Annotated in this window: 26 protein-coding genes and 1 pseudogene; 25 read left to right on the plus strand and 2 right to left on the minus strand. The window is 57.2% G+C overall.

From position 1 onward, the window contains the following. The first annotated feature begins 96 nt into the window (after positions 1 to 96). From ylxM to ACO6BQ_RS07015, 22 genes are all read left to right on the plus strand, one after another. Positions 97 to 462 carry a YlxM family DNA-binding protein gene (ylxM, locus tag ACO6BQ_RS06910; RefSeq protein ID WP_489120164.1) on the plus strand — a complete coding sequence of 122 codons (366 nt, stop codon included), beginning with the start codon at positions 97 to 99 and terminating at the stop codon, positions 460 to 462. After that, positions 459 to 1,835 (plus strand): signal recognition particle protein, encoded by a 1,377-nt coding sequence (gene ffh, locus ACO6BQ_RS06915; protein WP_006691518.1) that lies wholly within the window; start codon positions 459 to 461, stop codon positions 1,833 to 1,835. The genes ylxM and ffh overlap by 4 nt, the downstream gene beginning before the upstream one ends. A gap of 24 nt (positions 1,836 to 1,859) precedes the next feature. After that, positions 1,860 to 2,135 carry a 30S ribosomal protein S16 gene (gene rpsP, locus ACO6BQ_RS06920; RefSeq protein WP_006691519.1) on the plus strand — a complete coding sequence of 92 codons (276 nt, stop codon included), beginning with the start codon at positions 1,860 to 1,862 and terminating at the stop codon, positions 2,133 to 2,135. Between the two features lie 83 nt (positions 2,136 to 2,218). Then, on the plus strand, positions 2,219 to 2,446 hold the full coding sequence (locus tag ACO6BQ_RS06925; RefSeq protein ID WP_006306836.1) for a KH domain-containing protein: 228 nt from the start codon (positions 2,219 to 2,221) through the stop codon (positions 2,444 to 2,446). Between the two features lie 68 nt (positions 2,447 to 2,514). Further along, positions 2,515 to 2,925: a YlqD family protein gene (locus ACO6BQ_RS06930; protein WP_489120165.1), complete on the plus strand. Its 411-nt coding sequence runs from the start codon at positions 2,515 to 2,517 to the stop codon at positions 2,923 to 2,925. Then, positions 2,897 to 3,415 (plus strand): ribosome maturation factor RimM, encoded by a 519-nt coding sequence (gene rimM / locus ACO6BQ_RS06935; RefSeq protein ID WP_489120166.1) that lies wholly within the window; start codon positions 2,897 to 2,899, stop codon positions 3,413 to 3,415. Before ACO6BQ_RS06930 ends, rimM begins: the two co-directional genes overlap by 29 nt. Positions 3,416 to 3,536: 121 nt before the next feature. Beyond that, positions 3,537 to 4,013, plus strand: coding sequence for a tRNA (adenosine(37)-N6)-threonylcarbamoyltransferase complex ATPase subunit type 1 TsaE (gene tsaE, locus ACO6BQ_RS06940; RefSeq protein WP_489120167.1), 477 nt, complete (start codon positions 3,537 to 3,539; stop codon positions 4,011 to 4,013). Next, positions 3,994 to 4,713, plus strand: a complete 720-nt coding sequence (tsaB, locus tag ACO6BQ_RS06945; RefSeq protein ID WP_489120168.1) for a tRNA (adenosine(37)-N6)-threonylcarbamoyltransferase complex dimerization subunit type 1 TsaB — start codon at positions 3,994 to 3,996, stop codon at positions 4,711 to 4,713. Before tsaE ends, tsaB begins: the two co-directional genes overlap by 20 nt. After that, positions 4,710 to 5,198, plus strand: coding sequence for a ribosomal protein S18-alanine N-acetyltransferase (rimI, locus tag ACO6BQ_RS06950; protein WP_489120169.1), 489 nt, complete (start codon positions 4,710 to 4,712; stop codon positions 5,196 to 5,198). The genes tsaB and rimI overlap by 4 nt, the downstream gene beginning before the upstream one ends. Further along, entirely contained in the window at positions 5,161 to 6,183 is a 1,023-nt protein-coding gene (gene tsaD / locus ACO6BQ_RS06955) for a tRNA (adenosine(37)-N6)-threonylcarbamoyltransferase complex transferase subunit TsaD (RefSeq protein WP_489120170.1), read from the plus strand. Before rimI ends, tsaD begins: the two co-directional genes overlap by 38 nt. Before the next feature lie 143 nt (positions 6,184 to 6,326). Next, entirely contained in the window at positions 6,327 to 8,378 is a 2,052-nt protein-coding gene (locus ACO6BQ_RS06960; RefSeq protein ID WP_489120171.1) for a BglG family transcription antiterminator, read from the plus strand. 35 nt (positions 8,379 to 8,413) lie between these two features. After that, positions 8,414 to 10,312, plus strand: coding sequence for a PTS mannitol transporter subunit IICBA (locus ACO6BQ_RS06965; RefSeq protein WP_489120172.1), 1,899 nt, complete (start codon positions 8,414 to 8,416; stop codon positions 10,310 to 10,312). 22 nt (positions 10,313 to 10,334) lie between these two features. Then, the gene (locus ACO6BQ_RS06970; RefSeq protein ID WP_489120173.1) at positions 10,335 to 11,486 is read left to right on the plus strand and encodes a mannitol-1-phosphate 5-dehydrogenase; all 1,152 of its coding nucleotides are present in this window, start codon (positions 10,335 to 10,337) and stop codon (positions 11,484 to 11,486) included. 138 nt (positions 11,487 to 11,624) lie between these two features. Further along, complete coding sequence (locus ACO6BQ_RS06975; protein ID WP_489120174.1) at positions 11,625 to 12,587, plus strand: type I phosphomannose isomerase catalytic subunit; 963 nt, start codon at positions 11,625 to 11,627, stop codon at positions 12,585 to 12,587. A gap of 49 nt (positions 12,588 to 12,636) precedes the next feature. Then, positions 12,637 to 13,632 carry an aldo/keto reductase gene (locus ACO6BQ_RS06980; RefSeq protein ID WP_489120175.1) on the plus strand — a complete coding sequence of 332 codons (996 nt, stop codon included), beginning with the start codon at positions 12,637 to 12,639 and terminating at the stop codon, positions 13,630 to 13,632. A 233-nt stretch (positions 13,633 to 13,865) separates the two neighbouring features. Then, the gene (locus ACO6BQ_RS06985; RefSeq protein WP_489120176.1) at positions 13,866 to 14,483 is read left to right on the plus strand and encodes an ABC transporter ATP-binding protein; all 618 of its coding nucleotides are present in this window, start codon (positions 13,866 to 13,868) and stop codon (positions 14,481 to 14,483) included. Beyond that, on the plus strand, positions 14,464 to 15,120 hold the full coding sequence (locus ACO6BQ_RS06990; protein ID WP_489120177.1) for a heme exporter protein CcmB: 657 nt from the start codon (positions 14,464 to 14,466) through the stop codon (positions 15,118 to 15,120). The genes ACO6BQ_RS06985 and ACO6BQ_RS06990 overlap by 20 nt, the downstream gene beginning before the upstream one ends. Positions 15,121 to 15,133: 13 nt before the next feature. Beyond that, positions 15,134 to 15,751, plus strand: a complete 618-nt coding sequence (ccsA, locus tag ACO6BQ_RS06995) for a cytochrome c biogenesis protein CcsA (protein ID WP_489120178.1) — start codon at positions 15,134 to 15,136, stop codon at positions 15,749 to 15,751. Next, a complete protein-coding gene (locus ACO6BQ_RS07000) occupies positions 15,744 to 16,118 on the plus strand; it encodes a cytochrome c maturation protein CcmE domain-containing protein (RefSeq protein ID WP_489120179.1) in 375 nt (124 codons plus the stop codon). Before ccsA (ACO6BQ_RS06995) ends, ACO6BQ_RS07000 begins: the two co-directional genes overlap by 8 nt. Continuing rightward, the gene (gene ccsA / locus ACO6BQ_RS07005; RefSeq protein WP_489120180.1) at positions 16,115 to 18,247 is read left to right on the plus strand and encodes a cytochrome c biogenesis protein CcsA; all 2,133 of its coding nucleotides are present in this window, start codon (positions 16,115 to 16,117) and stop codon (positions 18,245 to 18,247) included. Before ACO6BQ_RS07000 ends, ccsA (ACO6BQ_RS07005) begins: the two co-directional genes overlap by 4 nt. A 26-nt stretch (positions 18,248 to 18,273) precedes the next feature. Continuing rightward, the gene (locus ACO6BQ_RS07010; protein WP_021685403.1) at positions 18,274 to 18,756 is read left to right on the plus strand and encodes a cytochrome c3 family protein; all 483 of its coding nucleotides are present in this window, start codon (positions 18,274 to 18,276) and stop codon (positions 18,754 to 18,756) included. Then, on the plus strand, positions 18,749 to 20,053 hold the full coding sequence (locus ACO6BQ_RS07015) for an ammonia-forming cytochrome c nitrite reductase subunit c552 (protein WP_314663141.1): 1,305 nt from the start codon (positions 18,749 to 18,751) through the stop codon (positions 20,051 to 20,053). The genes ACO6BQ_RS07010 and ACO6BQ_RS07015 overlap by 8 nt, the downstream gene beginning before the upstream one ends. 71 nt (positions 20,054 to 20,124) lie before the next feature. Here the strand turns inward: ACO6BQ_RS07015 and ACO6BQ_RS07020 are convergent, their stop codons facing one another. Both ACO6BQ_RS07020 and ACO6BQ_RS07025 read right to left on the minus strand, forming a co-directional pair. Then, the gene (locus tag ACO6BQ_RS07020; protein WP_489120181.1) at positions 20,125 to 20,922 is read right to left on the minus strand and encodes a sulfite exporter TauE/SafE family protein; all 798 of its coding nucleotides are present in this window, start codon (positions 20,920 to 20,922) and stop codon (positions 20,125 to 20,127) included. Between the two features lie 118 nt (positions 20,923 to 21,040). Continuing rightward, positions 21,041 to 21,184, minus strand: a complete 144-nt coding sequence (locus ACO6BQ_RS07025; RefSeq protein ID WP_489120184.1) for a secretion protein HlyD — start codon at positions 21,182 to 21,184, stop codon at positions 21,041 to 21,043. A gap of 129 nt (positions 21,185 to 21,313) precedes the next feature. Between ACO6BQ_RS07025 and ACO6BQ_RS07030 the strand changes: the two genes are divergently transcribed. From ACO6BQ_RS07030 to ACO6BQ_RS07040, 3 genes and pseudogenes are all read left to right on the plus strand, one after another. Next, positions 21,314 to 22,750 (plus strand): carbon starvation CstA family protein, encoded by a 1,437-nt coding sequence (locus tag ACO6BQ_RS07030; RefSeq protein ID WP_489120182.1) that lies wholly within the window; start codon positions 21,314 to 21,316, stop codon positions 22,748 to 22,750. Between the two features lie 130 nt (positions 22,751 to 22,880). Continuing rightward, a complete protein-coding gene (locus tag ACO6BQ_RS07035) occupies positions 22,881 to 23,372 on the plus strand; it encodes a hypothetical protein (RefSeq protein ID WP_489120183.1) in 492 nt (163 codons plus the stop codon). Positions 23,373 to 23,407: 35 nt separating this feature from the next. After that, a pseudogene (locus ACO6BQ_RS07040) lies at positions 23,408 to 23,536 on the plus strand (secretion protein HlyD); the annotation flags it as partial. Between the last annotated feature and the right edge of the window lie 265 nt (positions 23,537 to 23,801).

A 23,801-nucleotide genomic window follows, 5' to 3' on the forward strand; every position in this document is an offset into this window, starting at 1 on the left:
ATGCGTCCGGTTTGCCTCCTTGTTCGGACGAAAAAATCTACGCCAATCTGACGGCCTTCATTTTATCAGCGATTCCTTTAGAAACAGGTGATGTGCATGGAGCGACTTTACGAGCTCGCAAGACTGTATGACCTGTACGGCGGGCTTCTTACGGGAAAGCAGCGCGAGTGTCTGCATCTGCACATCGCAGAGGACTTTTCCCTTGCGGAGATCGGCGAGGAGCTGGGCATCACGCGGCAGGCGGCGCATGACAATATTCGCCGCGCAGAGCGTGCGCTCACGGAGATGGAGGAGACACTCGGACTCCTCGCGCGTCAACAGGCGCAGGAGCACGCACTTACTGCGATCTGTGCGGAGCTGCGTGCACTCAGAGAACCGATTGCGTGCACTGATGTGCGGCGCATCGCGGACGAACTGGAACAATACACATCGCAGGATGATACGAAGGAGGTGGGAGAATGATCTTTGAAAATCTGTCCGATCGACTGCAGGGGATCTTCAAGAAGCTGCGTGGACATGGCAAGCTGACCGAGGACGATGTGAATGATGCCATGCGCGAGGTGCGGATGGCACTCCTCGAAGCAGATGTCAACTTCAAGGTTGTCAAGGACTTCGTGAAGCGCGTGAAGGAGCGTGCCGTCGGGCAGGAGGTGCTCGACACACTCACGGCGGCACAGGCGGTCATCAAGATCGTTGACGAGGAACTGACCGCGCTGATGGGTGGGACGGAGAGCCGTCTCAACATCAGTCCGAACCCGCCGACTGTCATCATGCTCGTCGGCCTCCAAGGCTCGGGTAAGACCACATCGGCGGGCAAGCTCGCCCTCATGCTCAAGAAGCAGGGCAAACGCCCGCTGCTCGTCGCGGACGATATCTATCGTCCCGCTGCGATCAAGCAGCTTGAGGTGATCGGCGAAAAGGTCGAAGTGCCTGTGTTCTCGCAGGGACAGGAGGATGCCGTCGCCATTGCACGCGCCGCGATCGGACATTCGGCATCGCACGCGAACGATGTCGTTATCATCGACACGGCGGGACGCCTGCAGATCGACGAAACGCTGATGCAGGAGCTGCGCGATATCAAGGCGGCGGTAAAGCCGCACGAGATCCTGCTTGTTGTGGATGCAATGACGGGACAGGAAGCCGTCAACGTCGCGCAGTCCTTCGACGAGTCGCTCGGGCTGGATGGCGTCATCATGACGAAGCTGGACGGCGACGCACGCGGCGGTGCTGCGCTTTCGATCAAGGCAGTCACGGGCTGCCCCGTGAAATTCGTCGGTATGGGCGAGAAGCTCGAACCGCTCGAGGTGTTCCACCCTGACCGCATGGCATCGCGCATCCTCGGTATGGGCGACGTGCTCTCCCTCGTGGAGAAGGCACAGGAGAACTTCGACCTCGAAAACGCGAAGAAGATGGAGGCGAAGCTCCGCAAGAACGACTTCACACTCGACGACTTCCTGGATCAGCTGCAGCAGGTGAAGAAGCTCGGATCGTTGAATAGCATCCTCGGCATGATTCCGGGGATGGGCAATCTCAAGAAGAAGCTCGGCGATCAGGAGTTTGATCTCGACGGCAAGGAGATGCGTCAGCTGGAGGCAATCATCCGTGCGATGACGCCGAAGGAGCGCGCGGACATCACGATCATCAACGGCAGCCGCCGCAAGCGCATCGCTGCAGGCAGCGGAACACGCGTACAGGATGTCAATAAACTGCTTAAACAGTTTGGCGAGATGCGCAAGATGATGAAGAAAATGAAGAAGATGAAGGGCAAGGGCGGAATGCCCTCCATGCCGTCGCTTGGCGGCATGGGGCTTCCGAAGATGCCGTTCTTCAAGTAACACGCAACGAAAGGTGGTGAAATTATGGCAGTCAAGATTCGTTTGAACCGCATGGGTGCGAAGAAGAATCCCTTTTATCGCATTGTGGTCGCCGACTCGCGTGCACCGCGTGACGGTCGATTCATCGAGATCCTTGGAAACTACGATCCGTCGAAGCAGCCCGCTGTCGTCAGCATTGACGAGGAGAAGGCAATCGACTGGATGAAGAAGGGCGCACAGCCGACCGACACGGTCAGGAACCTCCTGAGCAAGAACGGTACGATGGCGAAATTCGCCGAGGCAAAGCGTCAGAAGGACTGACAAATACAGTGCGTGCGCGGGGGACTCCACCATCTCGGTGAGCTCTCGCGGCGTGCGTATTGCGATGAGGAGAGACGACCGGCGTGAAAGAGATAGTCGAGGTTATCGCAAAATCCTTGGTGGATCATCCGGAAGCTGTCGTCGTTGACGAAACGCAGGATGATCAGGAGATCATATTGAGACTTCGTGTGGCAGAGGATGACATGGGCAAGGTCATTGGCAAGCAGGGGCGCATCGCAAAGGCGCTTCGCAGTGTCGTCAAGGCTGCTGCGACGAAGGAGAATAAGAGGGCAACGGTCGAGATCGGCTGATGCGCAAACGGCGTGCGTCTCGGACGGTCGCCGTTTTTGCATATTTGTTGCAATAGGAGAGATACAGAGTGGATTCTATTTCGATCAAGGTGCCTGTCACCGTTAAGGCAAAGCTTACAGAGAAGCTGCGTGCGAAGATGCTCAAGGAGATGGAGGAAGGTCTCAGCCGCGCTGAACTCGAGGTACAGCAGCTCGGCATTCAGGAGAAGCGTGTCATGCAGGAGGCGGAGCAGGGAGAGTTGACACCGCAGGCGATTCAGCACATCAACGCGATTCGGCAGGAGCGTCAGCGCCGTATTGACTACATTGAGGAGACGCGCGCCCATCAGGAGGAACTGCAGAAATACGTCGAGGGTGCGGAGATCGTACAGGGGACGCTCGAGCGTCAGGTCGAGGCGAAGGTCGGCGACGATATGCGCGAACTGATGAATGTAGAGATTCTGGTGGAGGATGACAAGATTGTCGCCATCCGTTCCTGATGCAAGCACTGAGCGCATAGTTATCGGCCGTGTCGGTGCGGCGCACGGGATTCGCGGCGAGCTGCGCATCATCCCGCTGACGGACTTTCCCGAGCGTTTTGCTGCGCTGCGCGAGGTCATGGTCGGCGATGAGCTGCTGCACATTGAGAGCGTCAAGCCGCAGGGGAAGAATTTCCTCATGCGGTTTCGTGAGTATGCTGTCCGCGAGGACGCGCAGAAACTTACGGGGCGGCTGCTCACGGTCGCGCGTGCAGATGCCGCACCGCTCGATGAGGGCGAGTACTACGTCTTTGACATCGTGGGACTGACGGTGTACGATGAGGAGGACAATGAGCTCGGCACGGTCGAGAATGTTCTCCGTACGGGCAGCAACGATGTCTATGCCGTGCGCAGTGAGGATGGGCGTGAGATTCTCATTCCCGCACTGCGTTCGGTTGTAGGCGAGATCGATGTGCCGGGCGGACGCATGACGGTACGATTCCCACAGTAAGGGGCTGTTGCACGAAGTTTTCTAGCTTCGTGCAACAGCCCCTTTTTCTTTGCGGAAAATCGCATCTCATGTTATAATGTATCAAAAGTTTCTATTTCTTTTATTCATAAGGGGTCAGAATATGCTCACCTGTATCACGCACTCTCCCGAGGAGACTGCGCATCTAGCGGGAACGATCGGTAAAATCATCCACGAGGGAACAGTCATCTGCCTCGACGGGGAGCTTGGGGTGGGCAAGACGCTCTTTGTGCGTGCGCTTGCGCGGACGCTCGGCGTGGAGAGCGATGTGACGAGCCCGACGTTCAACCTCATGAACATCTACGAGGCGGCATGTCCCATTGTGCATTTTGACCTCTATCGAATCGAATCCGAGGAGGAACTGGAGGATATCGGCTTCTACGAGTACGTTGAGGCGACGGAGGGCATTGTTCTGATCGAGTGGGCGGAGAAATTTCCCGATGCGATGCCCGAGGATCGCGTGCAGGTGAACATCGTGGCACTGGACGGGGAGGAGCGGCAGTTCACCTTTGCTGCCGAGGGAGAACTTGGCACGGCACTCTTGGAGGAGTTGAGCGATATTGTCGATCCTGAACATTGATACCTCCTCGCAGGTCTCGAGCGTTGCCGTTCTGTCGGCGGAGTGCATCGCGGCAGAGATCAGCATGCAGGGAGCACTGACGCACTCGGAGACGCTGATGCCGCACATCGAGACGGCACTCCGTATGGCGCGTGTGGAAAAATCTGAACTTGAGGGAATCGCCGTCAGCATCGGCCCCGGTTCGTTCACGGGACTGCGGATCGGACTTGCGTCAGCAAAGATGATGGCATATGCCTTGCACATTCCCCTCATCGCAGTACCGACACTCGAGGCGCTTGCCCATCACTATATCTGTGAGGGGGTGCGCCTCGTTCCCATGATGGATGCGCAGAAAGGGAATGTCTATGCGCAGGAATTCGTGTGGGAGGCGGGGCTGGATGGATTGCGTCTAAGTGAAAAGCATGCACTCTCCATCCTTCCTCTGACGGAGGTCATCGCGGGCTTGGAGAACGCGGAGCAGCCTGTGATTTTGCTCGGCGATGCCATGCAGAAGAAAACGACGCGCGCACTTCCGGCAAATGTGCGCCTTGCTCCGATTCATGCGCGGATGCCGCGTGCGGCATGTGTGGGTCTCGCGGCACTCACGCGTCTCATGCGTGGGGAGGTGGACGATCCCATGACTGCTGCACCGCTCTACCTGCGCCGCAGTGAGGCGGAGGTGCTGTGGGAGAAGCGGCACGGTACGGAGGCGGCGCAGTGATTCACTTTCGTACACTGTTGCCGGAGGACGCAGAGGCCGTGGCTGCCGTCGAGCGTGAGAGTTTCCCGACACCGTGGTCGCGTGAGGATTTCTGGCGCGAGGCATCGAATGACTTTGCCTGCTATATCGTTGCGCTAGAGGATGCGGAAATCATCGGCTTTGGCGGCTGCTGGATCTCGTTCGAGGAGGCACAGGTGACGAATATCGCGCTGACCTCCGCGCAGCGGGGCAGAGGGCTTGGGAAAGATCTCATGACGCGGCTGATGTGTGCGGCGGCAGCACGCGGCGCAGAGCGCATGACACTTGAGGTGCGTCCGTCGAATACGCCCGCGCTGCGTCTTTATGAGCGGCTGGGCTTTACGGCAATCGGTGTACGCAAGAAATACTATCAGGACAATGACGAGGACGCGATCCTGATGTGGCATACGAAATTGAAGGAATTTGTAAATGAAAGATGTGCAGGAGAAACTGACGCTCGGGATTGAGACGAGCTGTGACGAGACCTCGGCGGCGGTGCTGCGCGGGACGCGTGAACTCCTCTCGTGTGTGATCGCGACGCAGATTCCGATTCATCAAAAATACGGCGGTGTCGTGCCCGAGATTGCCTCGCGCAATCATATTTTGAGCATCCTGCCCGTCATCGAGCAGGCACTTGCGGAGGCGGGGACAGAGCTCGCAGAGATCGACCAGATTGCCGTCACCTATGGACCGGGACTGGTCGGTGCGCTCCTCGTCGGCGTGTCGGCAGCAAAGTCGCTCGCGTTCTCCCTCGGTGTGCCGCTCATTGGGGTCAATCATCTGGAGGGACATATCTTTGCGAACTTCCTTGCGGCCGAGGATCTCAGACCGCCCTTTATGTCGCTTGTCGTCTCGGGCGGGCATACGGCACTCGTCGATGTCGCGGACTACGAGACGTTCCGTCAGATGGGCAGGACGCGCGACGATGCGGCGGGCGAAGCGTTTGACAAGGTGGCGCGTGTGATGGGGCTGCCGTATCCCGGCGGCCCCGAGATTGACAAGCTCGCCCGCGAGGGTGATCCCATCGCGATCGACTTCCCGCGTGCACTTGCACAGGAGGGAAATTACGAATTCAGCTTCAGCGGACTGAAATCCGCCGTGCTGAACTACATCAACAGCGAGCAGATGAAGGGGCATGCACTGAACAAGGCGGACATCGCCGCCTCGTTCCAGTCCGCCGTCGTCGAGGTGCTCGTGCATAAGGCATTCGAGGCGATTCACGAAGCGGGGCGCGATACGCTCGTCCTTGCGGGCGGCGTTGCGGCGAATCGGTCGCTCGAACGCCGTTTGCGCGAGACGGCAGAGGCGGAGGGCATTCGCTATCTCTATCCGCCCGCACGCCTCTGCACGGATAACGCTGCCATGATTGCCTGTCGCGGCGCGTATCAGGCGGCGGCAGGGAAGTACAGTGACCTCTATCTGAACGCCGTGCCGGGACTGGATTTTCAGTAAAACAATATTGGGCTGATGTGTGATGCATCGGCTCTTTTTATTTGTCCATAAGTCCTCATGACAAAGGGCAAGGTCTTTTCGTTGCATATATGAATCCCGTTCGTTATAATGAACCCTGTAAGCGGTCGAAAGGAGGCGGGCAGATGGAACTGACGGCACGTATGCGGGCGATTCTGTCCGCTCTCCTCGCAACAGACGGCTATGTGCCCGCCGAGCGCATCGCCTCTGCCCTCGATGTCAGTGCACGCACCATTACGCGTGAGATGCACGGGCTCGAGATGGCACTGATGCCGTACGGCATCACACTTCTCAGGCGCACGGGCGCGGGCTTTATGCTGACGGGGGATAAGGCGGATCTGACGCGGCTAAGGACGCAAATCTCCAAGGTAGATGTACGCGGGGAACTGACCCCCGATCAGCGGCGTTCGATTCTCGTGACGCGTCTCCTCATGGCAGATGAGCCGCTCAAACTCTTTGCCCTAGCACGCATTCTGGACGTGACGGATAGCACCGTCAGTCACGACCTCGATCGGCTTCAGCCGTTTCTGGCGGAGCAGGGAATTACGCTCGTGCGCCGTCCTGGACTCGGGGTTTACGTCGAGGGGGCGGAGCGGGACATCCGCAGTGCACTCGTCCGCATCATTCACGACTGTATGGATGAAAAGGAGCTGCTCGCACTCGTCGCCGACGACGGTGTGGAGGGAGCGGCATCAGCAGCGGATCGGGCTCTGCTCGGTCTCGTCGACGGGGCACAGATACGGACGATTGATGATATCGTTGCCGAGGAGACGCACGGGAGGGATATCCCTGATACCGCACGTGTCGGGTTGGTCGTCCATCTCGCGCTTGCCGTGCGGCGCATGCAGCAGCACGATGCGATTGTGATGGATGCGGGGACGCTCGGAGAGCTGCGCCGCACGGAGGAATTCGCGGTGGCGCGCATGATTGCGGTGCAGTTGGGCAAAGTATTTTCCCTCTCCGTCCCCGAGGCAGAGATCGGCTACATCACGATGCACCTCCTCGGTGCGCGCGGTACGGCTCTCCCTGCAGGGGCAGGGCGGGTGGATAACTTCCGCCTCGTACAGATTGCGCAGTCAATCATGCGTCTCGCCTCCGAAAAGAGCGGCGCGCCACTCCTCAGAAGCCGTACACTGCTCTCGGGTCTGGTGAATCACCTCGCCCCGGCACTGCACCGCCTGAAACTCCACATGGATATCCGCAATCCTCTGCTCGCACAGATGGAGGCGGAGCATCCGGAACTCATGGAGCTCGCGCGGTACTCCACGCGCATGATGGAGGAGGAGGTTGGGACACCCCTTCCCGCCGATGAGATTGCGTACATTGCCATTCATATCGGCGCAGCACTGACGGAGGCGGGGGGGGATCGCCCCGTTGTGCGCGTGCTCGTTGCATGCCCTACGGGACTTGGGACGAGCCGTCTGCTCGCAAGCCGCATCCGCCGTGCCTACGAGCGCATCCGCGTGGTAGGGGAGCTCTCCTCTCTCGCGCTCACGGCGCAGGAGATCTCACGCCGCGCCGTGGACTTCGTTGTATCGACCGTTCCACTCCCGCCGCTTCCCGTGCCCGTCGTCGTCGCGAGTGCGTTTCTGACCGCATCCGATCGGGCACGGATTGACGCTGTACTTGCTTCCTGTGTGCCGCAGTTTGCCATTGAGACGCAGGAAAAGCCGCAGTTCAGCGAGGCGATGGCAGAGATTCATTGCCTGAGCGGTGCGATTTATGAGCTGCTTACGGGATTTCGACTGCGTACGGATGTACGGGTGCAGACACTGCCGCAGCTGGCAGATGCGGCGGCGCAGCTCCTTGTATTGGAGGGGGCGGCTGATGTTGCAGCGGCACTTCTCCGACGTGAGGAAATTGCGCCCACATGGGTTGCGCCGCAGATGATTTTGATTCACACAGAGGTAGCTGCGCTGCGCACACCGCAGTTCGGCGTTCTTCGTCTCGCGCAGCCGCTTCCCTACGGTGCGGACGCAGTGCGTACGGCACTCGTCATGCTTGCTCCGACAGAGACGGCAGTGGAAAAGCAGCTCCTTGGGACGATCTCGGTGCAGACTGCGGAGCGTCCGAGCTTCAAAGATATCCTCGCGTATGGGGACGCAGATGAGATACGCCGTGCACTGGAATACGTTTTTGAAGAGCATTTTCGGGAACGACTCGAACGGCTCTTGTAGATAAAGAGATTCTATTTTATTCAGGGGGGATTTTTATGAGTCAGCAAGGTGGAGGTGCACAGGAGGCCATGCAGAAATTTGGCCGCTTCCTGTCCGGAATGGTGATGCCGAACATCGGCGCATTTATCGCATGGGGCTTTCTGACAGCACTCTTTATCCCGACGGGGTGGATGCCGAACGAATACCTCGCGCAGGTCGGCGGCCCGATGAGCAAGTGGCTGATTCCTCTGCTGATCGGCTACAGCGGCGGCGCAGCGATCTACGGACATCGCGGCGGTGTCATGGCGGCGATTGCCACGTCCGGCATCATCGCGGGCTCGGACATCCCGATGTTCCTCGGTGCAATGATTATGGGACCTCTGGGCGGCTGCATCATCAAGAAATTTGACGATGCCATCCGCGACAGCATTCCGGGCGGCTTTGAGATGCTGGTCAACAACTTCTCGCTCGGCATTCTCGGCGGCATCCTTGCGATGATTGCCTACGCCGTTGTCGGCCCCGTGGTCGGCGGTGCGAACGACATCCTGCGCAGCGGCGTGGAGGGAATCGTCGCAATGGGGCTTCTGCCGCTCGCGTCCATCATCATCGAGCCGGCGAAGGTTCTCTTTCTCAACAACGCGCTCAACCACGGTGTACTCAGTCCACTCGGAATTCAGCAGGCACAGGAATACGGCAAGTCCATGTTCTTCCTGCTTGAGGCGAACCCGGGCCCCGGTTTCGGCATTCTGCTTGCCTACTGGCTTTTCGGTAAGGGAATGGCAAAGTCGTCCTCGCCCGGCGCGATGATCATTCATGTTCTCGGCGGTATCCACGAAATCTACTTCCCGTACATCCTGATGAAGCCTGTCCTCATCGTTGCGGCGATTGCGGGCGGTATGTCCGGCGTGTTCACGCTCGGCCTTCTCGGCGGCGGTCTGATTGCCCCGTCCTCCCCGGGCTCGATCTTCGCGATCATCGCCATGACGCCGAATGGCTCGGCACTCTTTGCAAACCTCTCGGCGTTCGCCGTTGCGACGGCGGTTTCCTGCGCGGTTGCCTCTGTCTTTATCAAGATGTCGAAGGATGTCGAGGAGGATTCTCTTGCGTCGGCACGCGAGAGCATGGCGGACATGAAGAATCGCGGCAAGGATCTCCCCGCAGAGAAGAAGGTTGCGGGTAAGGATCTGAAGGTTATCGTCTACGCCTGCGACGCGGGCATGGGCTCCTCCGCGCTCGGTGCGGCGGCACTCCGCAAGAAACTCAAGAAGGACGGCTACACGGACATCTCTGTCACGAACTGCGCCATCGGCGCAATTCCCGCTGAGGCACAGCTCGTCATCTCACATGAAAAGCTCGCGGAGCGTGCGCTTGCGGACTCGCCGCAGGCAGAGCATATCTGGGTGTGCGACTTCACGCAGAACAACGTCTATGAGATCGTCACCACGCGCCTCAAGGAGGCGGCTGTGGAGGCAGGTACACCCGCATCCGATGCAGAGGCGGAGGCGAACGAGACGGTCGGCGCGGGCGTTCTGCTCAAGGAGAATGTCAAGGTCGGTCTCCCGAGCGTCAGCCGCGAGGATGCAGTCACGGCAGCGGGCAGGATGCTCGTGGCGAGCGGCTACGTCGACGAGGGCTATGTGCAGGGGATGCTCAACCGCGAGCAAGATCTCTCGACCTACATCGGCAAGGGAATCGCGATCCCGCACGGCGAGAATGCGGTCAAGGACACGATCAAGAAGACAGGCATCGTCGTCTGTCAGTATCCCGAGGGGGTTAAGTTCGGCGATGAGACAGCACATCTCGTCATCGGCATTGCGGGTGTCGGCAACGACCACCTTGCCATCCTCGCGAACATTGCGACGATGGTCGGCGACTATACGGATGAGCAGCTCGCAGAACTGTTCAAGACAAAGAGTGCCGAGGAGCTTTACGAGGTCTTTACGAAGGCGGACTGAAGAAAGCTGAAAGGAGATTTCGATGAAACAGGCAATCCATTTCGGCGGCGGCAACATCGGCCGCGGCTTTATCGGGGAACTGCTCGTGCGTTCGGGTTATGAGGTCACATTTGTCGATGTTGCGGAGACACTGGTTGATGAGATCAACGCGCGCCGCTCCTATGACATCGAGGTGGTCGGGAGCGTTCCGAAGACCATTCATGTCGAGCACGTCAAGGCGATCAACAGCAATGTGAATCTCGAGGAGCTGGTGGATGCATTTGTTACGGCGGATATCGTGACCACCGCCATCGGACCGAACATCTTGAAGTTCATTGCGCCAAATATTGCAAAGGGGCTTGCGCGCCGCGTTGAGAAGAATGAGACGCCGCTCAACATCATTGCATGCGAGAATATGGTGGGCGGCTCGACCGTCCTCAAGAACTTTGTCTATGAACATTTGGACGATACGATCAAGGACAAGGTTGCGCGCTGCATCGGCTTTCCCGACGCTGCCGTTGACCGCATCGTACCGATTCAGCACAACGAGGATCCCCTGCTCGTGAAGGTCGAGCCGTTCTGCGAATGGGATGTCGACCGTAAGGGGGTGGTCGGTGCAGAGCCGCAGATCGAGGGGCTGACGTGGGTGGACAACCTCGAAGCCTACATCGAGCGCAAGCTCTTCTCCGTCAACACGGGACATGCCTCGATTGCCTACATGGCGTATCTGAAAGGCATTGAGGACATTGCATCGGCGATGAAGGACGAGGAGATCGTCGCATTCGTCCGCTGTGTCTGGGCGGAGACGAGCGAACTGCTCATCGAGAAGTACGGATTTGACCGTGAGAAGCACGCGGCATACATCCGCACAGCGGAGGAGCGGTTTAAGAATCCGCATCTCTCCGACGCTGTGACGCGCGTCGCGCGCGGGCCAAAGCGCAAGCTCGGCGCAAAGGATCGGCTCGTTTCTCCCGCGTCGCAGCTCATGGAGCGCGGCAGAAATCCAGAGGCGCTGGCAACCGTCATCGCTGCAGCCCTCCATTTCGACTGTGCGGACGACCCCGAGGCGGTCGAGGTGCAGAGCTATATAAAGGAGCATGGACTCCAAGAGGCGATTACGCACTTTACAGAAATTCTGGCAGACTCCGAACTCTTCAACCTCATCCTTGAGAAGAATGCAGCATTGAAGAAGTAACATCATGACGAAACGCCCCCGATCAGTGCGAAAAAAGCGCGGATCGGGGGCGTTTTATCGTGCAAAATACTTGAAAACCCATATGACATGATATAATCTATAAAAAGGAGATATCATCCATCGCTATAGGGAGGAATTATGCGTTATCCGATGAAACTGATGCCGGTGCTCAAGGATTATATCTGGGGCGGGACGAAGCTGAAGCAGGAGTATGGGAAAGAGACGACGCTTCCGACCATTGCGGAGAGCTGGGAACTCTCGTGTCACAGAGACGGACAAAGCATTATCGCAAACGGAGCTGCGGCGGGGCAGACCCTTGCGGCGTGGTTGGAGAGCGCACCGGAAGCTCTTGGCCGCCGTGCGGCACGTTTTCCCTATTTTCCATTGCTGATTAAACTGATTGATGCAAAGGACAATCTTTCTGTGCAGGTGCATCCGGATGATGACTATGCCATGCGCGTCGAAGGGGAGTACGGAAAGACGGAGATGTGGTACATCGTCGACGCAGAGGAGGGGGCGTGTCTTCTCTATGGCTTTCGCACGCCGATCACGCAGGAGGAGTTTGCTCGGCGGATTGCGGACGGCACTCTGCTCGATGTGGTGAACCGTGTTCCCGTGCAAAAAGGGGATGTGTTCTTCATCCCTGCCGGAACCCTCCATGCCATCGGTAAGGGAATCGTTATTTGTGAGATTCAGCAGAGTTCCAATACAACGTATCGCATCTATGATTACGGACGTGTCGGTACGGATGGCCTGCCCCGCGCACTGCACATTGACAAGGCAGTCGATGTGACGAGTCTCACGCCGCCGCAGGAACAGTTTGCGATGGTGCGCCCGATGGATGTGTTCGCGGGGGCACGGGCGCGTCAGATTGCCTCCTGTTCATATTTTACGGTGTATGAGATCGTTGTCGAGGATACGGCGCAGCTTCGTGTCGGGGAGGAATCCTTTCAGTCCTTCACGGTGGTCGACGGAGCGGTGACGCTCTCTGCGGGTGGGGAGGTTCTGCCGCTCCGAAAGGGGGAGAGCGTCTTTTTACCGGCGGGGCTTGGACGGTATGAACTTGCAGGGAGGGGACGAATCATCTTGAGTGAGCCGTGATTCGACGCATATGCAGTGTGCTTCATAGATGTTTTGGAAAGGAAGGATTATGAACTACCGCAAACTTGGAACAATCACCGTTTCGTTGGTCGGGCTTGGCTGCATGGGCATGAGTCAGAGCTACGGTGCACCTGCCGACAAGAAGGAGATGCGTGAGCTGATCGCCGCTGCCGTGGATATGGGCATCACTCTCTTTGACACGGCGGAGGTATACGGAACCCCCGATGATCCGCATGACAATGAGAAATTGGTCGGGGCGGCACTTGCGCCGTATCGTGACAAGGTGGTACTCGCGACGAAGTTCGGCATTCACTTCGACATGAGTCTGCTGAAGCAGGGGAAAAGTCCGATTGTTCCCGATGCGCGTCCCGAAACCATCCGTGCGTCTGTGGATGCGTCACTGCAGAGACTCGGTACGGACTATATTGACCTCTACTATCAGCACCGCGTTGACCCGCAGATCCCTGTCGAGGAGGTCGCGGGTGTGATGGGGGAGCTCATGCAGGCAGGAAAGATTCGTCACTGGGGCATCTCCGAGGCGACGGAGGAGGATATTCGCCGTGCACACGCCGTCTGTCCGCTCACGGCAGTGCAGAACCGCTACTCCATGATGGCGCGTGCATATGAATCGCTCTTTCCTGTGCTTGAGGAACGGAACATTGGCTTTGTCGCGTTCTCTCCGTTTGCGAACGGCGTACTTACGGGTGCATATGACAAAAACTCTGTGTTTGCGGCTGGAGATATGCGTGCACGGATGCCCCAGTTCAGTGCGGCGGCAATGGAGGAAAACGGTCAGCTGCTCGCACTTCTCCAAAACATCGCAGAGGAGAGGGGGGCGACCTGCGGGCAGATTGCGCTCGCGTGGATGCTCTGCAAGAAGCCGTACATCGTGCCGATTCCGGGGACACGAAAACGCGCACGCCTCATAGAGAATGCGGGGGCTGCGGACATCGCACTCACGTCTGAGGAAGTTGCTGCGATTGATGCACGTTTGGAGTCGATTCCAATGTCGGCTGTTTTTGGTGTCATACAAACCAAACTGTGATAAATATCACTGTATAGTGATAAATTTTATATATGATGAAAAATAATAAAGAAGCGGTCGGAATTTCACGATGAAGTTCCGACCGCTTCATTATTTCCCAAATATCAAGAGATATGAAGCGGGTTCATTTTTGAAATAGTCTACAGCTATAGAAAATATTAATACAAAATATGTATTTCATTTTTCTTTCATACCTGTGTTAAAATAAACCAAAGTTATGGAAGGGATAGCATATGGTTGAAATACGTTTGAACGATGTCAGTCAAATGTTTGAAGGGCGTGAAGTCCTGCATCAACTGACACATTCCTTTCATGGCGGCTGCGTAACAGCGATTGCGGGCGCGAATGGCAGCGGGAAATCGACGCTTCTGCGCCTTGCGGCACGGCTTATACTCCCGACATCTGGGACTGTTGATACATTTCTGGATGGTGCTCCTGTGAGCGGAGCGGCTTATCGCAGCCTACTCGCGATGGCGACGCCGGAGATGGAGATGTATACGCGTCTGACGGTGCGGGAGAATCTCAGTTTTCTGCTCTCCGCACGCGGGGGTTCATGTGAGGAGGCATATTTGCAGGAGCTTCTCGCGCGTGTCGGACTGCCCGCAGAGGTTCTGCCGCGTATGGTGGGGCAGCTCTCGACGGGGATGCGCCAGCGTGTGCGGATTGCCGTACTTCTTGGTGTCGATGCTCCGATTTGGCTGCTCGATGAGCCGGGGCTTGCGCTTGATGAGCGCGGCCAATCGCTCCTTCAGCATGAGGTGCGGTCAGCGGCGGAGCGCGGGCGGCTCATTTTGTGGGCGACGAACGATCGCGCGGAAAGGGAGGCGGCGGATGCGTGTGTCGAACTTTGAGGCGGCGCGCAGAGTTGCCTATAAGGAGCTCCTCGACGGCATTCGACATCGCGCCGGCTATGTGACGATGGGGATGTTCGCACTGACCGTGATTGCTTTCATGAGCATGTCGCTCGCGGGCGGTCTGACGGATGCGCGGCTGACGGCGGCACTCCTCTGGATCGTGATTTTCTTTGCGGCGACGCTGCAGGGAGAGCGTCTCTTTGCGGAGGAAGCGGCGGCAGGGACGCTCCTGTTTCTTCGGATCTACGTTCCGGCACAGGCGGTGCTCTTCGGCAAGATGGCTGCGCACTTGATTACACTTGTGGTTCTTGCGGCGATTGTCGTGCCGCTCGTCCTCGTCCTGATGGATGCACCGTTTGTTCCCGATGCTGTGTTTTTTGCAACGCTTTTTCTTGGGCTATGGGGCATGGCGGCGGCGGATACGCTGCTCGCTGCGGTTGCCGCAAATGCAAGCGTGCGCGGGGGGCTCGTTCCCATCCTGCTGCTTCCGTCCATGCTGCCGATTCTCCTGCCTGCGATTGCGCTCACGGCGGGGGAGGGGGAGATGGCACTGCTCGGCGGCATGATGATCTACGATATGGCGCTCACCGTGGGCGCGTCGATGTTGTTTGATTCTCTCTGGATTGAGAGTTAGGTTGGAGGGGAAAATGCTTGCGGGAGTGATCGGTGTTTTGACACTGGCGGTTCTGTACGCTGTCTTTTTCTTGGTTCCACCTGCGCAGGGGTTGGGCGACTATGTCCGTATTGCATTCTTTCACATCCCATGTGCGTGGGTTTCGGTCATTGCGTTTTTCTGCGCCGCCTACTGGGGCGCGCGCTATCTGAAAACTCGTGAGCTGCGCTTTGATGCGAGAAGTGCACGTTCTGCGGTGCTCGGACTCGTCTTTACACTCCTCGCCACGGGGAGCGGGGCAGTCTTCTCAAAGCTCACATGGGGGGCGTACTGGAACTGGGATCCGCGGCAGACGACGATCTTCGTTCTGCTCCTCATCTATGGGGCATATGTGACACTCCGTATGACGATGCGGGATGAGCGTGCACGCGCCTCCTCGTCGGCGGTCTACGCACTCTTCTCCTTTATCGCAGTGCCGTTTCTCGTCTTTATCCTGCCGCGGATGTTCTTCTCGCTGCATCCGTCGCCTGTCCTCAACGGGGCAGGGCGGCTCGATATGGATGCCGTCATGCTTGCGACGCTGATGCTGTCGCTGCTCGATGTGACACTCATGTATGTTTGGCTGATGAAACGGGGGGAGCGTCATGCGTAAATATTTCTTTGTGGTACTGATTCTTGGATTTATCGGATATGCAGGGTACTTCTTCGCGGACTCGGTGACACCCTACGTCGGCATTGCGGAGGCGCGCACGTCTCAGCGGAATGTGCAGGTCAAAGGGCTGCCCGATGACACCGTCGAGCCGCACATGGAGAACGAGATGTTTGTCTTCTCCATTGCAGACGAGGAGACGGGGGAGAAGATGCTCGTGCGCTATAAGGGGATTAAGCCCGATACGTTTGATGAGGCGTATCACATCGTTGCAATTGGGAAATATACAGGGGATGCCTTCGTTGCGGACAAGCTGCTCATCAAATGTCCGTCGAAATACGAAGCGGAACAAGGAAAGGTTCAGGTATGATCGGAACGCTACTCGTAGGGGGTGTACTGCTCTTTGCCCTCGCTGCCATGCTCTTGGACATGCAGGGGAAATATAGTCAAAGCAAAATCTGTGCGTATTTCACAGGACTTATGTCGGTCGGCGCGGCAGCAGCACTGTTTGCCGTTATTCTCGCCGATGATTTCAGCTATAGCTACGTTGTCAGCTACTCGTCCATAGACCTGCCTCTTCTTTATAAAATCTCGGCGTTCTGGGCGGGGCAGCAGGGCTCGTTCCTGCTCTGGCTCGTGATCCACGCCGTCATCGGTATGATATTGGCGCAGGAAGGGCGCATGACGGCAACAGGGCGCGGCATCTATCAGATGCTCACCGCCGTCCTCGCCTTCCTCGTTCTCATCAAAAGCCCGTTTGTTCCCGCCGAGACGATTGTACTCGATGGGCATGGGATGAATCCGCTGCTGCAGGATCCGTGGATGGCGGTGCATCCGCCGATCATCTTCGTCGGCTATGCGTTGCTCGCGGTGCCATTTGCCTATGCGCTTGAGAGCATGATAAAGGCACCGATGGACGGAGGCTTCCTCGCTCCGATGCGCCGCTGGACGCTCATTGCATGGGCGTTCCTCGGTGCCGGCATCTTCATCGGCGGGTACTGGGCGTACAAGGTACTCGGCTGGGGGGGCTACTGGGGTTGGGATCCCGTGGAGAATTCCTCACTTGTCCCGTGGCTGCTCGCCTGTGTTCTACTCCATCTGATTGCGGTTGCGCGTGAGCGGCGCGGTGCATACTACCTCGTGCACCTCGCATCCATCTTCTCCTATGCGTTTGTCCTCTATGGGACGTTCCTGACGCGCAGCGGCATTCTCGGTGATTTCTCCGTGCACTCGTTCGCGGGCTCGGACATCGGCTTCTACATTGCGCTTGCAAATGCGTTGGTACTCCTTGCGGGGCTTTGCGTACTCATCGCACGGATTGAGCGTCTGCCGAAGGGGGCACTTTACGAGCAGCACCGCAGCCGTGCATTCCTCCTTTTGCTCGGGATGCTCCTCCTCGTATTCATTGTCGTTATCGTGTTTTTCGGAATGTCCATGCCGCTGATCTCGGCTCTGGTTGGAGAGAGTGCGGCGGTCGACACGAGCTACTATGTGCGTACCTCGCTGCCCATTGCGATTCCGTTTGCTCTGCTGATGGCTCTCGGCGTGCTGATGCCGTACGGCGGCGGACGTGCACAGCGTCCCGTCTGGATCTTTGTGTTCTCGGTACTGGGCGGTGTGCTCGCGGGGCTCACCCATGTCACGGATGTCATGTCGGTCCTGCTCTCGACGTTCTCACTGCTTGCCGTTGCGGCTGCCATTGCGGGCTATCGTTATCGTCAGATCGGACTTGGCGGCATGATTGCCCACGTGGGCGCGGGGCTTGCGCTCCTTGCCTTCATCCTCTCGGGGACAGGCAGTCAGACGACCACCGTCACGCTGACGCCCGATGCGCCGCAGGAGATCTACGGGCATACGGTCATCTATCGAGGGCAGACATTTGCCGAGAGCGGCAGGGAGAAGTCCTACCGTTATGAGGTGGACGGCACGGTCTCAGAGGCGGTGACGAAGCTGCGTGCAAACGGTGAGGATGCGGCGCGTGAGCCTGCGATTGCACGCAGCATGACGGGCGATCTCTACATTGCGCCGTCGCCGACTTCGGCAGAGCGTGACGAGCTGATTCTCCGCCGCGGCAAGACCATCATGGGGATCAATGACTATGCCTACCGCTACGAATCCATCGCGTTTGAGCCGCAGGGCGGCGGCAAGACCCTCGTCACGGCGCAGATCGCGCTCACGGACGGCGAGGAGGTCGATGATGCCGCACCCACGATCCTTGCGACGGAGACGGGCGGGACATCCCAGCCGATCGAGGTGATGAATGGCAAGTTCCGCATTCGTCTCACGGGGGTCTCGGCGGATGAACGCGACATACGGATCGAGATCCTGCCCTCTGTGGCAGAGGAGGCGGCACTTCCCGTTCCTGCCTCGGTCAGTACGAAGCCCGGTATCTCCATCCTTTGGCTCGCCTGTGTTCTTGTGACTGTCGGTGGTCTCCTGGCAGCCACACAGGTGGTAAGTCCCGTCAAAGGAGGTGGATCGGAAAAGCGGTCTGAGTGAGAAATCATAGAAGGGAGGAAGGACACATGAATTTGAAGCAGTATGCAAAGGAGCATACGCTGCGCTGTATCATCGGTGCGTTTCTCGTGGGACTGTTCGCCGTCGGCGGCGGTATGCTCATGGACAAGGCATCGGCGTCGCCGAAGTTCTGCGGCATGTGCCATGCCATGCAGCACGAGGCAAAGACACATGCCATGTCCACACATGCGGACATCGCCTGCGTGGAGTGCCATCTGCCGCACGACAATATTGCCGTTTACTATTTTGAAAAGGGCAAGACAGGCATGCATGACACGCTCCATCAGGTACTGAACGACTATCCCGTACATATCAAGATCTCCGATCACGGACGGGATATCGTGAATGCCAACTGTCTGCGCTGCCATACATCGACCATGGGGGCGGTATGTCTGGACAGGGGCAAGGACGGAAATGCAAATTGTACGAAGTGTCACAGTGGTATGCCGCATGGTTCCAATCCTTTAGAAGGGGGGATAAGAGTTGAGTAACAGAAAGAAAATCATCGCAGGTGTTGCCGGCGTCTGTGCCCTGTTCTTTGGATTTGTCGCTGTTCGCATCGGCGCACACCCGAACGATGACAGCATCAAACGCGTGCAGATCCAGGGCGATACCGCTGCCAAGATCGGCAAAGAGGCGTACAAGGATGCTTACCCGCTCCAGTACAACTCATTCATGAAAAACAATGAGGAATCTCCGTCGCCCACAGGCTACGGCGGCAGCATGGAGGGCAACAGTCATCTGGAGCACCAGCCCGAGATGCTTGAGAACTTTAAGGGCTATAAGTTTGCCATCCAGTATGACGACGACCGAGGGCATACGTATGCGGGCTACGATCTCCTGCATACGAAGAGGCTTCCGGGACAGAAGGGGAGTTGTCTACAGTGCAAGGGTTCGTATGTTTATGATGTGTACTTCAAAGAAGGTGGATGGGCGTATGCATCGAAGCCGTTTGATGAAGTTGCGGCTCCCATCACGATGGACGAGTGGTTCGGCTGCTCGACCTGCCACGATCCCGAGACGATGGAGCTGCGCGTATATCAGCAGGGCTTCATTGAGTCGATGGCAAAGCGCGGTGTGGACGTAAATGCGGCGACGCATAACGAGATGCGTGCCTATGTGTGCTCGCAGTGTCATACAGAGTACTACTTCACCGCCGAGGATGGTCGTGTCGCACATCCATACGAGAACGGTCTGGATGCCGAGTCCGAGTATCAGTACTATCAGTCCGGACAGGCAGGCGGATTCAAGGGTGACTGGATGCACCCCGACTCCAAGACGATGATGCTCAAGGCGCAGCATCCGGAGTTCGAGACGTGGGCGACGAGTGTCCATGCCGATGCCGGTGTTACCTGCGTGGACTGCCACATGCCCTATATGCGTGACGGCGGCAAGAAGTACACCTCGCACTGGATGACGAGCCCGCTGAAGACCACGCAGCAGTCTTGTCTGAAGTGTCATGACGAGAGCGAGGAGACCCTCGTTGCACGCGTCAAGACCATCCATGACAACACGTTCAAACTCCAGCGTATCGCGGGACAGACCGTTGCACGCGCACACCGCACGGTCAAGGCTGCGATGGATGCGGGCGTGCCCGATGCAGCACTTGAAGATGCACGCGCGAAGATTCGCGAAGCACAGTGGTACTGGGATTGGGTCGCCGCCGAGAACGGCATGGGCTTCCATAACCCCGACAAGATCATGCGTACCCTTGGGCTCGCGATTGACCTGGCACATCAGGCAATCGAGTCTGCCGAGGGCGCACGCCACGGCTTCCAACCGCTCTGATCCGAGTACAGAGAGACCAAAAAAGAATCGCCTCATGATGGGGCGATTCTTTTTTACGTTCGTTTTGTGGTTTACAACATCCCGCTCATCCAGATCAGGCGCAGCCCCAGACAGAACATGGCAAGAGAGAGAAGGACGAGGATGACCTTGGACTTCGTTTTCTGCGAGATGGCAGCACCGATCTGGGCACCGACGGCAGCACCGATGGAGATGCAGATGGCAGGTGTCCAGACTACATGGTTGAGCCAGACATGACTGATGATGCCGAATGCTGCCGAGCAGGCGAGAACAAAATGTGAGGTCGCCGTCGCCATGTGCACGGGGAAGCCGAGCAGGTAGACCATGAGCGGCACATGAATCACACCGCCGCCGATACCGAAGATGCTCGAGATGAAGCCGACACCCGCGCTCGATCCAATGCCGAGCGAGCGGTTGAACGTAAAATTCGCGGGGAGTGTGTGAACATCCGTGTGCTTCTTGTGCGTCGCGTTCCAATACATAAGCGACGCCATCACCAGAAGGAACGTGCCATAGGATGCGTAGAGCATCGGCCCCGTAAAGTCGTCGACGATATACGAGCCGAGGAATGCGCCCGGCAGGGTTGCGAGCGCAAATGGTACGGCGGCGGGGAAGTAGACGCGCTGCTGACGGATGTAGGCGAGCGTCCCCGAGAGAGCGTTTGCAAACACAATGACAAGCGAAGTGCCTGTGATCTGTGCCGCCGTGTGGAAATACGGATAGATGCCTCCGTCGGACAGGAAGAAGATGAAGATCGGTACGCAGATCAGCCCGCCGCCGATGCCGACGAGCGTTCCGAATGTGCCGACAAACAGCCCGAGTAAAAGAAAGAGCAGAATATCAAGTCCCATAAATCATGCCTCCATAGCAATCAATGTATTGCCCATTATAGCACATACGAAGTATTAGACAAGGGGCGTAACTTGTGATATGATGAACGCAAAGAAGCCCATTTTCTATTTTAGGGACTTATTTGGGAGAGCTTCTTTGAGGAAGCACTGATAAATTCAGTACCGCCATCTTAACGCATCTTTTTCGCCCTCTCTTTGTCGACAAATCCTCCACATAGCTTTGGCTATGCGTCCGGTTTGTCTCCTTGACAGGACGAAAAATCTACGCCAATCTGACGGACTTCATTTTATCAGCGATTCCTTGACTTTTCAGAAAGGAGGGCAGGGAATGGGGCGCCGGAATTTCCGGCATGTAATTTTATATATGTACTAAAGAAAGAAGTGACAACGAATGGTTACATTTCTTGGTGCTCTTGCAACGCTCATCGTGGGCTACATTGTTTATGGGGCAATTGTAGACCGAGCGTTTGGACGTACAGGGGAGGTTGCCCCTGCGATTCGGCTCGAGGATGGAGTGGACTACATCCCTCTGCCGACGTGGAAGGTGTTCCTCATCCAGCTGCTCAACATTGCTGGTCTTGGCCCGATCTTTGGTGCGCTCGCAGGTGCGCTCTGGGGACCGAGCGTCTACCTCTGGATTGTCTTCGGTACGATCTTTGCGGGCGGTGTACATGACTATCTCTCGGGCATGATTTCCTTCCGCGAGGACGGCAAGAGTCTCTCCGAGATCGTCGGCAAGAATCTTGGGCATATTATGCTTCAGATCATGCGTATCTTCTCGATTGTTCTGCTTGTCCTCGTCGGTGTTGTCTTCATGACGGGACCCGCGATGCTGCTCTCTAAGCTCACGGGCTTCGAGATGCTTCTATGGCTCGCCGTGATCTTCATCTACTACACGCTCGCCACGCTCTTGCCGATCGATAAGATCATCGCGCGCTTCTATCCGATCTTCGGCATCTGTCTCATCGTCATGGCGCTCGGCATCATGGGCGGCATGCTCTTCGGTGTCGGCGGACACGTTATGCCCGAGATGACGCTTGAGAATCTGCATCCGAAACAGCTGCCGATTTGGCCGCTGCTTTTCATCACAGTCGCCTGCGGTGCGGTCTCGGGATTCCATGCGACCCAGTCGCCGATCATGTCGCGTTGCCTCAAGGATGAGCGCATGGGGCGTCCCGTGTTCTACGGCGCAATGGTCGCCGAGGGCATCATCGCACTCTGCTGGGCTGCTGCCGGAGCGACCTTCTACGATGGCACGTCAGGGCTCGGTGCGGCACTCAAGGAAGCAGGCCCCGGCGGTGTCGTCTATGAGATCTGCAACGGCTTCATGGGGGTTGTCGGCATCGGCGGCGTGAGCATCGGCGCAGTTCTCGCGATGCTCGGTGTCATCGCCTGCCCGATCACCTCGGGGGATACGGCATTCCGTTCGGCACGTCTGACACTCGCAGACTGGCTCAACATTCCGCAGAAGGAGGCTCCGAAGCGCCTTCTCATTGCTGTTCCGATGCTCGGCATCGGTCTTGTTCTCTCGCAGATGGACTTCTCGATCATTTGGCGTTACTTCTCGTGGGCGAACCAGACGCTCGCGATGATTACGCTCTGGATGGGCACGGCATATCTCTACCTGCATAAGCCGGGCTCGTATGCCTACGTTGTAGCACTCGTGCCAGCGATCTTTATGTCGGCGGTCACGACGACCTACCTCATGCAGGCTCCCGAGGGATTCGGTCTGCCGACGAACATCACCTATCCGGCCGGCATTGGCTTTGCAATTCTCTTCACAGCACTTTTTGTTCGCGCATTCATCCTGCGTAAGAGAACGCTCTGAGTAAATGATGACTTTGAGCCGCCGTACGACTGTACGGCGGTTTTCCTTGCAAAAAAAAATATATATGATACAATAGTCGCAGATCAGACGGGGATTCCCGTTCTCATACGATAAGGGAGGAACTATACACATGGCGAAGAACGAAGAGAAAGACGTACAGGCAGAGGCAGTGGAGGCAGCTGCTCCCGAGGGCGCTTCGAAGGCAGAGAAATTCCAAGCATTTCTGAAGGAAAACGACATCAACTTCTTTGAGTCGGACACACTTGCCGATGAGTTCCATACGACGATCTTCCGCTCGCGCATTGAGGCGAAGGGACAGATCATGCCGATGGCGATCTTTATCGACGACAGCTTCTTCACGATCATCCGCACGCAGGTTGCGACGGGCATCAACGCGAAGAATGTCGAGCGCATCAAGGGCTACCTCAATACGCTCAATGCGGAGTATAAGATCTTCAAGTACTACCTCCGTGAGGACGGAAGCATCTATCTCGATATCTGCATCCCATTTGCTGATGAGACGTTTGACAGCCGCATGATCAATACGCTTCTTCCAATTCTCGTGAAGCAGCTTGAGGATGTCTATGAGGATCTCATGGCTGAAGCTTGGGCGAAGGACTAAGGAATCGCTGATAAAATAGACCCTCAGATTGGCGTAGATTTTTTCGTCCGAACAAGGAGGCAAACCGGACGCATAGCCAAAGCTATGTGGAGGATTTGCCGACAAAGTTCGGGCAAAAAAGATGCGTCAAGATGGCGTGGCTGAATTTATCAGTGCTTCCTTAACTTTGGGTTCTTGAATCTGTCCTATGGAGTGTAGTATAATCTCGGGAAGGGGGAGCGGCGATGGACGTAGATCGCAGGGAACGTGCGAAGTCGATTCGCGCCGCGCGTGATTGGCTTACGGGCGCGGAGCACGCGCTCGCAGGTGAGGATGATCTTGCGGGTGATCTAAGGAAACACTGAAAAATTCTTTTGTTGCACGATTGAGCTCCGAAATATTACAATAGAGGAAAACAGCAACACGACGAGAGAGAGGCAACATTATGGT

This window comes from Centipeda sp. (in: firmicutes) (assembly GCF_057271695.1).

Coding starts and splice junctions, on each gene's coding strand:
- ylxM (WP_489120164.1), top strand. CDS start 97: ATGGAGCGACTTTACGAGCTCGCAAGACTGTATGACCTGTACGGCGGG.
- ffh (WP_006691518.1), top strand. CDS start 459: ATGATCTTTGAAAATCTGTCCGATCGACTGCAGGGGATCTTCAAGAAG.
- rpsP (WP_006691519.1), top strand. CDS start 1,860: ATGGCAGTCAAGATTCGTTTGAACCGCATGGGTGCGAAGAAGAATCCC.
- rimM (WP_489120166.1), top strand. CDS start 2,897: ATGACAAGATTGTCGCCATCCGTTCCTGATGCAAGCACTGAGCGCATA.
- tsaE (WP_489120167.1), top strand. CDS start 3,537: ATGCTCACCTGTATCACGCACTCTCCCGAGGAGACTGCGCATCTAGCG.
- tsaD (WP_489120170.1), top strand. CDS start 5,161: ATGAAAGATGTGCAGGAGAAACTGACGCTCGGGATTGAGACGAGCTGT.
- ACO6BQ_RS06960 (WP_489120171.1), top strand. CDS start 6,327: ATGGAACTGACGGCACGTATGCGGGCGATTCTGTCCGCTCTCCTCGCA.
- ACO6BQ_RS06965 (WP_489120172.1), top strand. CDS start 8,414: ATGAGTCAGCAAGGTGGAGGTGCACAGGAGGCCATGCAGAAATTTGGC.
- ACO6BQ_RS06970 (WP_489120173.1), top strand. CDS start 10,335: ATGAAACAGGCAATCCATTTCGGCGGCGGCAACATCGGCCGCGGCTTT.
- ACO6BQ_RS06975 (WP_489120174.1), top strand. CDS start 11,625: ATGCGTTATCCGATGAAACTGATGCCGGTGCTCAAGGATTATATCTGG.
- ACO6BQ_RS06980 (WP_489120175.1), top strand. CDS start 12,637: ATGAACTACCGCAAACTTGGAACAATCACCGTTTCGTTGGTCGGGCTT.
- ACO6BQ_RS06985 (WP_489120176.1), top strand. CDS start 13,866: ATGGTTGAAATACGTTTGAACGATGTCAGTCAAATGTTTGAAGGGCGT.
- ACO6BQ_RS06990 (WP_489120177.1), top strand. CDS start 14,464: ATGCGTGTGTCGAACTTTGAGGCGGCGCGCAGAGTTGCCTATAAGGAG.
- ccsA (WP_489120178.1), top strand. CDS start 15,134: ATGCTTGCGGGAGTGATCGGTGTTTTGACACTGGCGGTTCTGTACGCT.
- ACO6BQ_RS07000 (WP_489120179.1), top strand. CDS start 15,744: ATGCGTAAATATTTCTTTGTGGTACTGATTCTTGGATTTATCGGATAT.
- ccsA (WP_489120180.1), top strand. CDS start 16,115: ATGATCGGAACGCTACTCGTAGGGGGTGTACTGCTCTTTGCCCTCGCT.
- ACO6BQ_RS07010 (WP_021685403.1), top strand. CDS start 18,274: ATGAATTTGAAGCAGTATGCAAAGGAGCATACGCTGCGCTGTATCATC.
- ACO6BQ_RS07020 (WP_489120181.1), bottom strand. CDS start 20,922: ATGGGACTTGATATTCTGCTCTTTCTTTTACTCGGGCTGTTTGTCGGC.
- ACO6BQ_RS07030 (WP_489120182.1), top strand. CDS start 21,314: ATGGTTACATTTCTTGGTGCTCTTGCAACGCTCATCGTGGGCTACATT.
- ACO6BQ_RS07035 (WP_489120183.1), top strand. CDS start 22,881: ATGGCGAAGAACGAAGAGAAAGACGTACAGGCAGAGGCAGTGGAGGCA.